A 13160-nucleotide genomic window follows, 5' to 3' on the forward strand; every position below is an offset into this window, starting at 1 on the left:
TGAACCGGCGGCGTTCGACACCGTCGATGCACCTATTCGCCGTAATCACTATCAGACCCCCGGATTCTCCGGCGAGCGGGCGTCGGTGGATAGGAAAGGCCTTTGCGTTCCCGGGGAGCACATGAAAGTATGACTGACGACGACGAGGCGGTGGAGACGTTCTACACCGAGGAGCGCTGGCAGAACTGGATCGACCGCTTGCGTGAGGAGGACCTCGACCTGGAGAACGAGGACTCCGCTCGCCTGCTGATGAACCTGCAGGAGGACACCGCAATCGCTGTCGCGAAGATCGTCGAGGCGTACGAGAACGGCAGTATCGATGAGGACCGGGCACAGAAGGAGCTGACGGAGATGCAGGAGATCGTGCTCTCGGAGGCGCCTATCGAGGACGATGAGAAGGCGATGCTGGTCGAGAGCGTCCAGATGAGTCTCGAAGTCGTCTTCTACGCCGCCCAAGAGTACGTCGCCGCCGGCGCCGCCGAGGGCGAGGTCGAGGAGTACATCCACGCCGCGGCCGACGCCGAGGCCGAGGAGGATATCGACGCCGCCATCGGCTATCTCGTCCAGGCAGGCACGCTGGTTCTCGACAGTGCCGACCTCGACGTCTCGATCGTCGACGAGATGGAGTACGGCCTCGTCGCTGAGTGGGTCAACGGGCTCGATTCGCTGCAGAACGCGCTGTCGGACCCCGAGACTGTCGAAGAAAATAGCTAAAACCCGCCGCCTCACTGCGCACCTTTTTCCCACCCCGGTTAGAACGGCGGGTATGAAGTTCCGTGGGGACGACCGCGCTGTCACTGTACAGATCGGCGCGGTGTTACTGTTCGGCATTCTCATCATCGCCCTCGCGACGTTGCAGGCGACCGTCGTTCCGGATCAGAACGCGACCACCGAGTTCGAACACAGCCTCGATGCCCAGCAGGGGATGGCCGACCTGCGAAACGCCCTCCTTTCGGCCGGCAGCAGCGGCGACCCTGCGAGCGCGTCGGTCCCACTGGGGACGACGTACGAGCAGCGAACGTTCCTCATCAACCCGCCGCCCGCGAGGGGGGCGGTTCGGACCGCCGGCACGGGTGACCCGCGCATGAACGTCACCCTGGACAACGCTGTCGCGGACTCGCCCTACGAGAACGCCCAGGATTACTGGGATGGCGACGCACACACCTACGACACCGGCGCAATCGTCTACACCCCGAACTACAACGAGTACCGCGAGGCGCCCGTCACCCTGTACGAGCATAGCCTCGTCGCGAACGTCTACAAGGAGAATCGGACGCTGGAACGCACCGGCCAGACGCTGATCCGTGGCAACCGCATCAACCTCCTCACGATCAACGGGACGCTTCAGGAGAACAGCATCACCGGCGAGAGCGTCGACGCCCGGCCGCTGAGCGCCTACACCAACACCGTCACCGTCCGCTCGGACGCGGCCGAGCCGCTCTGGCTCAACGTCACGACCCGGCTGAGCAGCGACACCTGGCGCAACCGGGTGCTCGCCGAGCAGCTGACGTCGAACGGCGGCAGCGTCGCCGAAGTCCGCGAAATCAGCAACACGACCCGGAACGGTGTCAGCTACTACCGGGTCGGTATCCGACTGGAAGCGGGCAAGAGCTACGAGCTCCGCGGCGCGAGCGTCGCGGTCGGCGCTGTCTCCGAGGCGAACAAGCAGCCGAAACCGACCTACCTCGTCGTGACGGACGGGTACGACACGGTCGCGAACGGTTCGACCGGGAAGATCACGGTCCAGGTGCGCGATCAGTTCAACAACCCGGTCGACGGGTTCGCCGTCAACGGGAGCCTCGACACGGAGCATCTCCAGTTCGTCGACGAGAGCGCCACCCAGGTTGACAGCATCAGCGTCACCACCGACGAGGACGGCTACGCGACGTTGACCTACACCGCTGTGAAGGAGACCGCCGGGAGCGAGACGGCGTGGCTCAACGTGAGCATGCTCAGCGGCGCCGAGACGTACCGGTACACGAACTTCTCCGGGAAACAGGTCCCGTTGTTCGCCAGCGGGCCGGATGGTAGCGACATTGGGAATACGTTCAACCCCGGTCAACCGGGAAGCGTCATTCTCGACGATACCGTTCGCAACGGCGACGACTATACGGTCACGTTCAACAACACTGGGGCGGAGAATCGAACAATCGAATACGCGCGCGTCAACGTATACATCACTCAGCAGCAGGGTGGCGGAACCACCGACGAGCCCACATACGCCGACCTGTTCACCCCGTCGGGTATGCAAGCCGCACGCCTGAATATCGGGGGACAGTACAGGCAGCTTGCACCGACCGTGACCATTCCCGGCGACGATACGAGGGACGTCACACTCGCGTTCGATCAAACACCGACCAACGACAACGACGACTCGTGGTTCGTCATCACCATCGTCTACGATAACGGTGAGCAGGCGCTGTACTTCGTGAGCGTCGCCTCATGATGCGTGAGGCGGAGTGGGTGGTGGAGAACCGCGCCCAATCCGAGTCAGTTGGGGTGATTCTCCTGGTCGGAATCGTCGTCATCAGCGTCGCCACCGTTGGCGCGTTCGCCCTGGGCGACATCGACAGCGACGAGCGGAACTTCGACGCGACGGTCGAGGTCACGACCGACCGCATCACCATCGTCCACGGGGGGGGTGACCCTGTCCCCCTCTCCGACCTCCTGCTCGTGCTCCGGGTCGACGGAACGACGACTCGGACCAAGCCGAACGACAGCGAACTCGTGGGCGGCGATAGCGACGAGCTGTTCGAGCCCGGCGAGCGCTGGGTCACCGATACTGTCTCGTATTCAACAGACGAACTCGTCACAGTACGGCTTTTCGACGTCGACACCCAGTTGGCGAAGGACACCCGCTACCCGAACACGGCGGTAGCCACCGGAACAACTGGACCGGCGCCAACCGATACCGCCACGCCGACGGACTCAACTGCCCCGAGCGTGACGGTGAACGCGCCTGACGGCGGAGAGCTGTTCCACCACGTGGAGGTCCTGGCATTCGGTCGGAACAGGTGACAGAACCGATTTTCGACAATCGACGTAAGCCTTATCGACAGACACAAATAGCTAACCGGCGCATCCTGAAGCATGAAATCAGTCGGTATCGACGCCGTCGAAATCTGGGCGGGGAAACTCAAACTCGACCTGCCCGAGACGTTCGCCCCGGAGAAGGACGAGGACCCCGACAAGTACCGCAAGGGGCTGGGCCTGGTGAACTCCTCGTTCCCGGACACCTACGAGGACATCGTCACGATGGGCGCCAACGCGGCCAAGCGCCTGATGGACCGCAAGGGGCTGAAACCCGACGACATCGGCCGCATCGACGTGGCCACCGAGTCGGCCTTCGACAACTCAAAGCCCGTCTCGACCTACATCGCCGGCTGTCTGGAGCAGGTGTACGACGAGGACTTCCACCACGCCAACAAGGGCGAGCGGAAGTTCGCCTGCATCGCCGGCACGCAGTCCATCGACGACGCGTACAACTGGATCAAGGCGGGGCGCAACCGCGGGCGCTCGGCGATCGTCGTTGCCACCGACACGGCGCTGTACGCCCGGGGCTCCAGCGGAGAGGCGACCCAGGGCGCCGGCGCCGTGGCCCTCCTCATCACCGAGGACCCGAGCATGGTCGAACTCTCGACCGAGCAGGGGTACGGCAGCGCCGACGAGACGGACTTCCTCAAGCCGAACCAGCAGTTCCCGAGCGTCGACGGCAAGCGCTCGATGCAGGTGTATCTCGCACGGATGCGCGAGGCCGTCGAGGACTTCGAATCCGTCGCCTGGGACATGCACCCCGAGGACCTCGAGTACATCCCGTTCCACACCCCGTTCCCGGGGATGGTGCGGAAAGCCGGCCTGCTTGGCTATCGGCACATGATTCGGGACACCGAAATCGAGGACGAACTGGCCGGCGAAATCGGCCGTCAGCCCCGCGAGGGTGAGTACGAGGACTGGGACACGTACGAGGACGCCATCCGTGACTACATGGACAAGTTAAAGCAGACCGACATGTACCAGTCCTGGTACGCCGAGACCATCGAGCCGACGCTTGGCCTGGCTCGCGAGGTCGGGAACTGGTACACCGGCTCCGTTCACGTCGCACGCGCGAGCGCGCTCAAACACGCCGCCGAGGAGGATATCGACCTGACCGGCGAGCAGATGCTGGTGGGCTCCTACGGCTCCGGTGCCCAGGCCGAGATTCACGCCGAGACGGTCCAGGAGGGCTGGAAAGAGGAGATCGAGCAGCTCACAATCGACGAGCAACTGGCGGCGCGCTACGACCTCGACTTCGACGAGTACGAGCAGGTCCACGACGTCCACAACCACGACATGACCGTCGACGTCGAGGAGTTCACCATCCCGAACGGCGAGTTCGTCTTCGCCGGAATCGGGCGGATGAACGAGCGGAAGTACGAGTACGTGGAGTAACTCGACCGACAACCCGACTCAGCGCGGCAGCGTCAGCTCCTCGCCGTCCGCGTACACGGTCGGTTCCCGGAGAATGCCGTCGAGATGGATTGGCGCCTCGGTGTCCCCGCCGATGGCGGCGTCGTCACCGATGGCGATATGGACGGTGCCGGCAGCCTTCTCGTCGAGCAGCACCGAGCCGACGAGTTCGTCGACGCCGACGTTCGTCCCGATGCCGAGTTCCGCGATGTTCCTCGCCGCACGGCCGACGTCGGCGGAGGCGTCCTCCACGTCGGAGCGGATGGCATCGTCCGAGATGTGGGTGACGTGGCCGTCCTCGACCTCGAAGCTGAGCTTCTGGTCGGCCGCCAGTAGCCCGTGGGGCATCATTGTCCCGTCGACGACGAACGTGCCGTTGGCGTCGAGGGGCGAGATGTACACCTCACCAGCGGGGAGGTTCGAGAACGTCCCCGGTTCGTGGACGATTCCGGTGTCCTCGTGCCATTCGCGCCCATCGACGTCGAAGGTGATGTCGGTCCCGGCGGGGGTGGTTATCCGAACCGCCGCGGCGTGTGCAACCTGTTTTTTGACCTCCGCAGAGTGCTCGGCGATGGCGTCGTAGTCGGCATCGAGGCCAGCGACCATCACGCGCTCGGTGATCCCCGGGAGCGTGGCGCCGCGGGCGCCCGCCTCGCAGGCATCCGAGCGCGCGCGAGTGTGTGAGAGGCTGCGCGTCGTGGGCGCGAGGAACGTGTCGGCAGCCTGTAACGCCGCCGCGACGGGTTCGGGCGGCTCCTCCCCGTGCTGGTCGCCAGGCTGATACTGGACGTAGGTTGCGTCCTCGGTCACCTCACACGCCACGTCGTAGAGCGCCTCCGCGATTGCGCGGCGCTTGTCGTCGGTGACGACGGCGATCGACTCCTTCTCCTGGAGGTCGAGACACTGATGGATGGCGGTTTCGGCGGCGTCGTGAAGGTCGCTCATGCGCGAGGGTTCGGCGGAGTGGCGAATAGGTCTTGGGGCGGGGGCGCTGCGCTTCCCTCGGCCCGGCTGCGACGAACCGTCGCCTACTTATTCGCTTGTGCGCCAGTTCGACCTGTATGACCAAGGTGGGCGTGGTCGGCTACGGCACGATCGGGAAGCGCGTAGCTGACGCAGTCGTCGCACAGCGGGATATGGACCTCGTGGGGGTCGCCAAGACCTCCCCGAACTTCGAAGCGCAGGCCGCCATCGCGAACGGCTACGACCTCTACGCGGCGGTGCCCGAACGCCGCGAACGGTTCGACGAGGCGGGGATGCCCGTCGCTGGCGATCTCGACGCACTGGTCGCGGCGGCCGACGCCATCGTCGACGCGACGCCGAGCGGGATCGGCGCGCAGAACCGCGAAACCTACGAGAAACACGACACCCCGGCGATCTACCAGGGCGGTGAGGACGCCGACGTGGCCGACACCTCGTTCAACGCGCGCGCCAACTACGAGGACGCCGAGGGCGCGGACCACGTGCGGGTCGTCTCCTGTAACACCACCGGGCTCTCGCGCCTACTCGCGCCGCTTCGCGAGGAGTACGGCGTCGAGAAATCCCGCGTGACGTTGGTGCGTCGCGGCGGCGACCCCGGCCAGAGCAGTCGCGGGCCCATCAACGACATCCTCCCCGACCCCGTCTCGCTGCCGAGTCACCACGGCCCGGACGTAAAAACCATCTTCCCCGACAGCAGCATCGACACGCTCGGGCTGAAGGTGCCCTCGACGCTGATGCATATGCACTCGGTGAACGTCACGCTGGAGGAAGCCACCGACCCCGAGGCCGTCACGCAGCTCCTGGCCGAGGAGTCCCGCCTCTTCCTCGTTCCCGAGGACACGGGCATCGACGGCACGGGGAAACTGAAGGAGTTCGCCCTCGACGCCGGGCGCTCCCGCGGCGACATCTGGGAGAACTGCATCTGGGCCGAGTCCGTCGCCGTCCGCGGCCGGGACCTCTACCTCTTCCAGGCCATCCACCAGGAGTCCGACGTGGTGCCCGAGAACGTCGACGCCATCCGCGCTGTCACTGAGACCGCAGGCAAGGCCGAGAGCATCGCGACGACCGACGAGACCCTCGGCATGGGGCTCGGCCGGCAGTTCGAGCGGTAACGCCAGACGTCGAAACTGAGACTCTCGTCGGAGTAGCTCGTCAGCGCTGGTCGATACGTTCGTAACCACCAGAATAGAACCCATTTAGCAGTCACGCAAGGGTTAATTTTCCGCCGCAGTAAGAGACGGAGTTGATGTGGTTATCAGCGCTCACGGCAGCAGCTGAGCGGGGTATCACACTGTACACTGTGCCGGTCGTCGGTATCGAACTGGGGCAGACGGCAGTCACCGGAATCGGCATCCTCATGATTCTGTTCCTCCTCATGGGGTCCGGGTTCTTTTCGTCGTCAGAAATCGCGATGTTCTCCCTGTCGACTCACCAGATCGACGCGATGGTCGAACAGGGACTGCGTGGCGCTCGGGCGGTCAAATCTCTCAAGGACGACCCCCACCGCTTGCTCGTGACGATTCTCGTGGGGAACAACCTCGTCAACATCACGATGTCCTCTATTTCGACGACCATCGTCGGCTTCTACCTCGACGCGGGCACGGCGGTCCTCGTCTCGTCGTTGGGCATCACGTCGATGGTCCTGCTGTTCGGTGAGAGTGCACCCAAGTCCTACGCCGTCGATAACACTGACTCGTGGGCCCGAACCGTCGCGCCGCCGTTGACGATCGTCGAGAAACTTCTCTGGCCCCTCATTACCCTGTTTTACTACCTGACGAGACTCGTCAACAGGCTTACGCCCGGCAGCTCGTCGCTCGAATCGTCGTACGTCAGCCGCGAAGAGATTCGGAACATGATCAAGACGGGCGAGCGCGAGGGGATCCTCGACGAGGACGAACGCCAGATGATCCAGCGGACCCTGCGGTTTCAGGACACCGTTGCCAAGGAGGTGATGACCCCCCGCCTCGATATGGAGGTCGTCTCCGCAGACGCGACCGTCGAAGAAGCAATCGAGGAATGCATGCAGTCGGGGCACGCCCGCCTGCCGGTCTACGAGGGGTCGCTGGACAACGTGACCGGCGTCTTCGACATCCGTGACCTGGGCCAGGATTCCGACTACGACGCCTCCGCCGGTCTCGAGGTGGCGGACGTGGCCAACCCGACGCTCCACGTCCCCGAGTCCAAGAACGTCGACGACCTCCTCTCGGAGATGCGCGAGAACCGGATGCACATGGTCATCGTCGTCGACGAGTTCGGTGCCACCGAGGGCCTCATTACGATGGAGGACATCGTCGAGGAGATCGTCGGCGAGATACTAGTCGGTGACGAGGAGCACCCGCTCGAGTTCGTCGGCGACACCGAAGTGCTGGTCCGCGGCGAGGTGAACATCGAAGAAGTGAACGAGGCGCTCAACATCCATCTCCCCGAGGGTGAGGAGTTCGAAACCATCGCGGGCTTCATCTTCAACCGCGCGGGCCGCCTCGTCGAGGAGGGCGAGGAGCTCGACTACGAAAACGTGACGATGCGGGCCGAGCAGGTTGAAGACACTCGCATTCAGAGAGCGCGCGTAACCGTCGACCGCGATACCGTCGGTTCGGTCGAAGACGAGTCCCCGTCCGGCGAGGACGAAACCGAGTGACCGACGTGTCTCGACGGTCGGGACCCCGAATAGGTGACTCATAGTCACTGCGATGACTATTTTCAGGAGTAGCGTCGAAGGATGTCGTATCGGACGCCAACTTCTCTGTATTCTTTCGCGATGGTGGTAACGAATCATCGCAGTCACTATCAGTCCCTCTGAAAACCCCCGCGGCGACTCAGCATACCGCGTTCTGCGTGAAATCTCCTGCAGTTTGACGGCACCATCCCGGAGAACCGGTGGAAACCATTAGGGGACCGGCAGACGTATTCTCGCTACCGAGACATGTACGAGAACATCCTCCTCCCGTACGACGGGAGCGACGGCGCCGCTGCGGTGCTCCATCACGCCAGTGAACTCGCCCACGGGGCCGACGCGACCATTCAGGTGCTCTACGTCGCCGACACGACGCGCGACAGCGTCACCGTCGTCGACGGGCAAACTGTCGATGTGCTGGAACAACAGGGTGAGGAGATCCTCGACGAGGCCGCAAAAACGCTGGACACACTCGGGAACGACTACGAGACCGATATCGTTCAGGGCAACCCGGCCCCGACGATCGTGGACTACGCAGAGCGGTACGACCAAGACCTGATCGTGATGCCGACCCACGGCCGCGAGGGGGTTTCACGATATCTCAACGGGAGCGTCTCCGAGAAGGTCGTCCGGCTCTCCTCGGTTCCGGTCCTCACTGTCCGCATGAAACCCGACGAGACGCTCGAGTTCCCCTACGAGACCATCCTCGTTCCAACGGACGGGAGCGCAGCCGCAACACACGCTGCTGAACACACACTCTCGCTTGCGGCGGCGCTCGATGCGACCGTGCATGTCCTGTCTGTCGTCGACGACGCGGCACTTGGACTTGACGTCCGGTCGACGGTGTCCGGCAAAGAAACTGAAGCGGCCGCGACCGACGCCGTCGAGGCCATCGTTTCGGAGGCCGAAACCCGTGGGGTTACGAATACCGTCTGTCATGTCGAACACGGACCGCCCGCAGAGGTGATTCTCGACAAAATCGAATCGAACGACATCCACCTCGTTGGGATGGGGACGACAGGGAGACGTGGCACGGACCGGATCCTGCTCGGCAGTGTCGCCGAGGAGACCGTGCGCTCGGCACCGGTCCCCGTACTGACACTCGCGGACGCAGAGTAGCGGGGCGGAACGTCAGCCCGTCGGGAGTGAGTTGGGCCCTGCGGCCCGCTTACTCCGGTTCGTTCGCCTCCAGTACCTCGATCGCAACCAGCGGTTCCCCGGTCAGCGCCTTGATATAGGCGCCGCCGGCAATAGAGACGTGGGAGAACGAGTCCTCGTCGAGCCAGTACATCCCGATGGCGCGGGACGTGTCGCCGCCGCCGACGACCGAGAAACAGTCCGTCTCCGCGATGGCTTCGAGCACCCCGACGGTCCCCTCCGAGAACCGTTCGTCCTCGAACAGGCCAAGCGCACCCTTGACGAACACCGCTTCGCTGTCGACGATCTCCTCGCGGTAGTTCCTGACCGTCTGCGTTCCCACGTCGGGGAACGGCGTGATCTTCTCGTCGATATCCTCGACGTCCACCTCGGCGCGCTCGCCGTCTTCACCCACGTAGGCGAGGTCAACCGGGAGCCGAATCTGGTCACCTCGCTCCTCGAGCATCGAGCGGATAGTCTCCTCGTTGCGCTCCCACTGCTCCCCGAACAGCGCGGTCCCCTCACCCGGGAGGTCGACGCCGACGGGGTTGCCACGGGCACGCAGGAACAGTTCGCCGACGATACCGCCCAGACAGAACCGGTCGACCTTGTCGCCGATGGCGTCCATCACGCCGATGACGTCGGTCGCTTTGGTGCCGCCGAGCACCATCGTCACTTTGCCGTCGAACGAGCGCCGTGCGATCGCGGAGTTGGCTTCGTACTCCGTCTCCATCACCCGGCCGGCGTAGGCTGGCAGGACGTACGGGAAGCCAACGAGCGAGGCATGAGTCCGGTGAGCAGCGGAGTAGGCGTCGTTGATGTAGGCGTCAGCGGGGGCAGCAAGCTGCGAGACCAGGTCGGACTCCGCGTGCTCGGCTGGCTCGCGGTCGGCGAGCTCGTCCTCGACCATGCGGACGTTATCGAGCAGCACCACCTCGCCCGGGTCGGCGTCCTCGATTGCCGCGACTGCGTCCTCGCCGTGGACGTCTGCCACGAACGCAATCTGCTGGTCCAGATGCTCACTGAACACGTCGGCGTGCTGGTCGAGGTGCGTGAAATCGTCCCGGCCGGGCCGGCCCTGGTGGGCCAGACAGATGACCCGGTGGCCGTCAGCGGCGAGTTCAGACACCGTGCGGGCGTGGCGCTCGAACCGCCGGTTGTCCTGTACAGTGCCGTCTTCGATTGGGGAGTTGAGGTCAAGTCGGACGAGCACGCTGGCTTCGGCGAACCGGTCCGCGAACTGATCCAGCGTCGCGAAAGAGCCCATTGTCCGCTGGGTTCGGCTGAGTCGTACTTCAACGGCACGGTCCAGACGAGCGAGGTGAATCGCTCGCGTCCGCGGCACCGACCGGATTCGAATGCCGTGGAGGGGTCGCCACCGTCAGAAGGCTTTTGGGTCGCTGTGGCATACCACGATGTATGCGTAGGGAAGACCGCGACGACCCGTTCGGCGACATCTTCGACGAAATCGAGCGGATGATGGGGGGCGCCGCCGGAGAGGAGCCGGGCGGGACCGACACCCACGTCGACGCCTTCGACGAGGGCGAGATGCTGCGGCTCGTCGCGGATCTGCCCGGTGCCAGCAAGGAGAACGTCTCGCTCCAGTGTGATGGCGAGACGCTCACTATCGAGGCGGGCCCGGAGCAGGAGTACCGCGAGCGCGTGCGGCTTCCCGCCCGTGTCGACGAGCACAGCGCTGAAGCGACGTTCAACAACGGCGTGCTGGAAGTCCGGTTCGACAAAGCTGACACCGCCGATATCGACCTGGAGTAACGCTCGCCGGTCGCCACCGTCCGTAGGTTATCCGGTTTCTGCAGTCATGCGAATCAGTCCCGCGAGCCGGTCGTAAAACCCGGGTTCGTACTTCGTCACCTCGTCGACGGTCGGCCGAGCGTTCGTCTCGTTGACGACCAGCCGGTCGGCTGTCTCCAGCAGGTCCACACCGAGGTAGTCGATATCGAGGGCAGCAGCGGCGCGCTCGGCGAGCTCACGAGCCTCCGGCCGGAGTGAGATCCCTTCGGCGATCGCGCCGCGGTGGACGTTGTGTTTCCAGCGGCCAGCATCGGTCTCCGCGCTGGGGAGGCGACGCTCGACTGCGCCGGCGTACTCGCCGTCGACGACCATCGCACGGTAGTCCCGCGCGTCGGGGAGATACTCCTGCAGCAGATACGAGCGATCACCCGTCGCGCGGAAATCGTGGACCAGGTCGAGATAATCCGTCACGCCGAGCAGTGAGTCGGGGTCGCCCACGCGGGCGACACCGGTACCGCGGGTCGTGGAGTTGGGCTTGACGACCAGCGAGTCCGCCGGAGAGCCCTTCCGGAGCGCCGCGGCGGCCTCGGCGACGGCGTCGTCATCGACGGGGTTCGAGACGAGCGTCGTCTCCGGGACAGGGATGTCGGTCCTGGCGAGCGCCGCGAGAACGCCCGCTTTGTTGCGCGAACTGAGGATTGCTTCGCGGTCGTTCACCCACGGGACGTCGAGCGCGGCGGAGACGGCGCCGCCCTCCATCAGCCGGGACGGGAAGACGAGGCCCACCTCGACCTCGGGGAGAGCGGGGTTGCTGAGTGAGAGCGTGCGCTCGCTTGCCTGCACGGGGACGACCTGGATATCGCGCTCGGCGAGCGGGTCGCGGATACGCTCGAACGTCTCCTGTTGGGTGGCGACGGCGAGACGAAGCATTGCTGTGTTGGTGTTGGCGTGGAGAGTTATAGCTGGCTGGTTCTGTTTGGGTCGGTGGGTGCCTCGGAGGTGAAAATGTCAGCAACAGCGTGAAAGCCCCTGGCCTGAACCGTACCAGTCCCGAGGAAGAACCACGGTCAGACCACCGAACAGAACGACGAACACGGCCTATCTGAATCAGTCCGAGTAGTAGTACTCGCCGTCCCGCTTCTGCTCGCGGTCCTTCTGGCTCCCCGGCTTGTTGATGCGGGGCCGGCCGGTCCGCTCGTCGCGGCGGAACGTGATATCGAGGTCGGCGAGGAACTCGTTCATCCCCGAGCGCATCTCCTGTGGCGGGCGCGCGGTCCCGTGGTGAGCCGGCTCGCCGTCGAACACCATCAGACGGTCCGACAGCAGGTCGATCATGTAGATGTCGTGGTCGATGACCATCGCCGTCGCGTCGTGATTCTCCGTGTAGCGCCGGATAGCCGAGGTGGCCTGTACCCGCTGTTCCACGTCCAGGTGCGCCGAAGGCTCGTCGAGCAGGTAGAGGTCCGCCTCCTCGGAGAGACAGGCCGCGATGGCGACCCGCTGGCGCTCTCCGCCCGAGAGGTCCTCGAGGCTCTGCTCCATCACGCGGCCGAGCTGGAGTGGCTGTGCGATTTCCGTGTTCCAGTACGAAGAGCCGAAATCGTCCGTGATGGAGGCCAGAAAGGCGTCGACGCGCATCGGCTGGTCGATTTCGATGTACTGGGGCTTGTAGGCAATGTCCAGCGAGCTGTCGAGTGTCCCCTCGTCAGGCGTGAGCCGCCCCGTGAACATCTTCGCCAGCGTCGATTTCCCGATGCCGTTCGGGCCCACGACACCGAGCACTTCCGACTCGAAGATGGTCCCGGATTCGACCGCCAGCGAGAACTCGCCCTCGCCGTAGGATTTCCGCATCTCCGGGTACGTGATCAGCGGCGACCCTTTCGTGGAGCTCCGTGGTGCGTGCTCCTCGAACGTGATCGACTCCGGCCGGATTCGCATGTTCTCGTTGTCCAGGTAGCCCGTCAGATACTCGTTGATGCCGTTGCGGACCGATTTGGGGTCAGTGACAACACCGTAGGCCCCGGGCTCACCGTAGGTGACGTGGACCGTGTCAGCGAGCAGGTCCAGAATCGCCAGGTCGTGCTCGACGACGAGCATGGAGCGGTCGTCGTCGGCCAGTTCGCGGATGAGCCCCGCGGCGGTCATCCGCTGGCTGATGTCCAGATACGGC

General features: G+C 64.5%; 12 protein-coding genes. 8 read left to right on the forward strand and 4 right to left on the reverse strand.

The window, feature by feature from the left end; genetic code table 11:
• Positions 1–129 precede the first annotated feature (129 nt).
• The 4 genes from V5A38_RS11805 (at position 130) to hmgB (ending at position 4428) form a co-directional block, all read left to right on the forward strand.
• Positions 130–714 carry a DUF2150 family protein gene (locus V5A38_RS11805; RefSeq protein WP_332325963.1) on the forward strand — a complete coding sequence of 195 codons (585 nt, stop codon included), beginning with the start codon at positions 130–132 and terminating at the stop codon, positions 712–714.
• Positions 715–766: 52 nt separating this feature from the next.
• Entirely contained in the window at positions 767–2446 is a 1680-nt protein-coding gene (locus V5A38_RS11810) for a hypothetical protein (protein ID WP_332325964.1), read from the forward strand.
• Positions 2446–3018 (forward strand): type IV pilin N-terminal domain-containing protein, encoded by a 573-nt coding sequence (locus tag V5A38_RS11815; RefSeq protein ID WP_332325965.1) that lies wholly within the window; start codon positions 2446–2448, stop codon positions 3016–3018. The genes V5A38_RS11810 and V5A38_RS11815 overlap by 1 nt, the downstream gene beginning before the upstream one ends.
• 72 nt (positions 3019–3090) lie before the next feature.
• Positions 3091–4428, forward strand: a complete 1338-nt coding sequence (hmgB, locus tag V5A38_RS11820; protein WP_332325966.1) for a hydroxymethylglutaryl-CoA synthase — start codon at positions 3091–3093, stop codon at positions 4426–4428.
• A gap of 18 nt (positions 4429–4446) precedes the next feature.
• Here the strand turns inward: hmgB and V5A38_RS11825 are convergent, their stop codons facing one another.
• Positions 4447–5391 (reverse strand): aminopeptidase, encoded by a 945-nt coding sequence (locus tag V5A38_RS11825; protein ID WP_332325967.1) that lies wholly within the window; start codon positions 5389–5391, stop codon positions 4447–4449.
• Positions 5392–5507: 116 nt separating this feature from the next.
• Here V5A38_RS11825 and V5A38_RS11830 point away from each other — a divergent pair, with 116 nt between their 5' ends.
• The 3 genes from V5A38_RS11830 to V5A38_RS11840 all read left to right on the forward strand — a co-directional run bounded on the left by V5A38_RS11830 (position 5508) and on the right by V5A38_RS11840 (position 9220).
• Positions 5508–6539, forward strand: coding sequence for a type II glyceraldehyde-3-phosphate dehydrogenase (locus tag V5A38_RS11830; protein WP_332325968.1), 1032 nt, complete (start codon positions 5508–5510; stop codon positions 6537–6539).
• 134 nt (positions 6540–6673) lie between these two features.
• Positions 6674–8065 (forward strand): hemolysin family protein, encoded by a 1392-nt coding sequence (locus tag V5A38_RS11835; RefSeq protein ID WP_332325974.1) that lies wholly within the window; start codon positions 6674–6676, stop codon positions 8063–8065.
• A gap of 285 nt (positions 8066–8350) precedes the next feature.
• Entirely contained in the window at positions 8351–9220 is an 870-nt protein-coding gene (locus V5A38_RS11840) for a universal stress protein (protein ID WP_332325969.1), read from the forward strand.
• A 49-nt stretch (positions 9221–9269) separates the two neighbouring features.
• Here V5A38_RS11840 and V5A38_RS11845 read toward each other — a convergent pair whose 3' ends face one another.
• Positions 9270–10505, reverse strand: a complete 1236-nt coding sequence (locus V5A38_RS11845; protein ID WP_332325970.1) for a phosphoglycerate kinase — start codon at positions 10503–10505, stop codon at positions 9270–9272.
• Between the two features lie 152 nt (positions 10506–10657).
• Here V5A38_RS11845 and V5A38_RS11850 point away from each other — a divergent pair, with 152 nt between their 5' ends.
• Positions 10658–11011 carry an Hsp20/alpha crystallin family protein gene (locus V5A38_RS11850; protein WP_332325971.1) on the forward strand — a complete coding sequence of 118 codons (354 nt, stop codon included), beginning with the start codon at positions 10658–10660 and terminating at the stop codon, positions 11009–11011.
• 27 nt (positions 11012–11038) lie between these two features.
• Here V5A38_RS11850 and V5A38_RS11855 read toward each other — a convergent pair whose 3' ends face one another.
• On the reverse strand, positions 11039–11920 hold the full coding sequence (locus V5A38_RS11855; protein ID WP_332325972.1) for a RimK family alpha-L-glutamate ligase: 882 nt from the start codon (positions 11918–11920) through the stop codon (positions 11039–11041).
• A gap of 177 nt (positions 11921–12097) precedes the next feature.
• Positions 12098–13160 (reverse strand): ribosome biogenesis/translation initiation ATPase RLI (locus V5A38_RS11860; RefSeq protein ID WP_332325973.1); only part of this gene is annotated, 1063 nt, incomplete at its 5' end.

Source organism: Halolamina sp., from assembly GCF_036626355.1.
Classification (GTDB): domain Archaea; phylum Halobacteriota; class Halobacteria; order Halobacteriales; family Haloferacaceae; genus Halolamina.

Bases quoted from the DNA above. Each gene is read 5' to 3' on its own strand.
- V5A38_RS11850 (WP_332325971.1), top strand. From the start codon at position 10,658: ATGCGTAGGGAAGACCGCGACGACCCGTTCGGCGACATCTTCGACGAA.
- V5A38_RS11805 (WP_332325963.1), top strand. From the start codon at position 130: ATGACTGACGACGACGAGGCGGTGGAGACGTTCTACACCGAGGAGCGC.
- V5A38_RS11825 (WP_332325967.1), bottom strand. From the start codon at position 5,391: ATGAGCGACCTTCACGACGCCGCCGAAACCGCCATCCATCAGTGTCTC.
- V5A38_RS11855 (WP_332325972.1), bottom strand. From the start codon at position 11,920: ATGCTTCGTCTCGCCGTCGCCACCCAACAGGAGACGTTCGAGCGTATC.
- V5A38_RS11815 (WP_332325965.1), top strand. From the start codon at position 2,446: ATGCGTGAGGCGGAGTGGGTGGTGGAGAACCGCGCCCAATCCGAGTCA.
- V5A38_RS11810 (WP_332325964.1), top strand. From the start codon at position 767: ATGAAGTTCCGTGGGGACGACCGCGCTGTCACTGTACAGATCGGCGCG.
- V5A38_RS11840 (WP_332325969.1), top strand. From the start codon at position 8,351: ATGTACGAGAACATCCTCCTCCCGTACGACGGGAGCGACGGCGCCGCT.
- V5A38_RS11830 (WP_332325968.1), top strand. From the start codon at position 5,508: ATGACCAAGGTGGGCGTGGTCGGCTACGGCACGATCGGGAAGCGCGTA.
- V5A38_RS11835 (WP_332325974.1), top strand. From the start codon at position 6,674: ATGTGGTTATCAGCGCTCACGGCAGCAGCTGAGCGGGGTATCACACTG.
- V5A38_RS11845 (WP_332325970.1), bottom strand. From the start codon at position 10,505: ATGGGCTCTTTCGCGACGCTGGATCAGTTCGCGGACCGGTTCGCCGAA.
- hmgB (WP_332325966.1), top strand. From the start codon at position 3,091: ATGAAATCAGTCGGTATCGACGCCGTCGAAATCTGGGCGGGGAAACTC.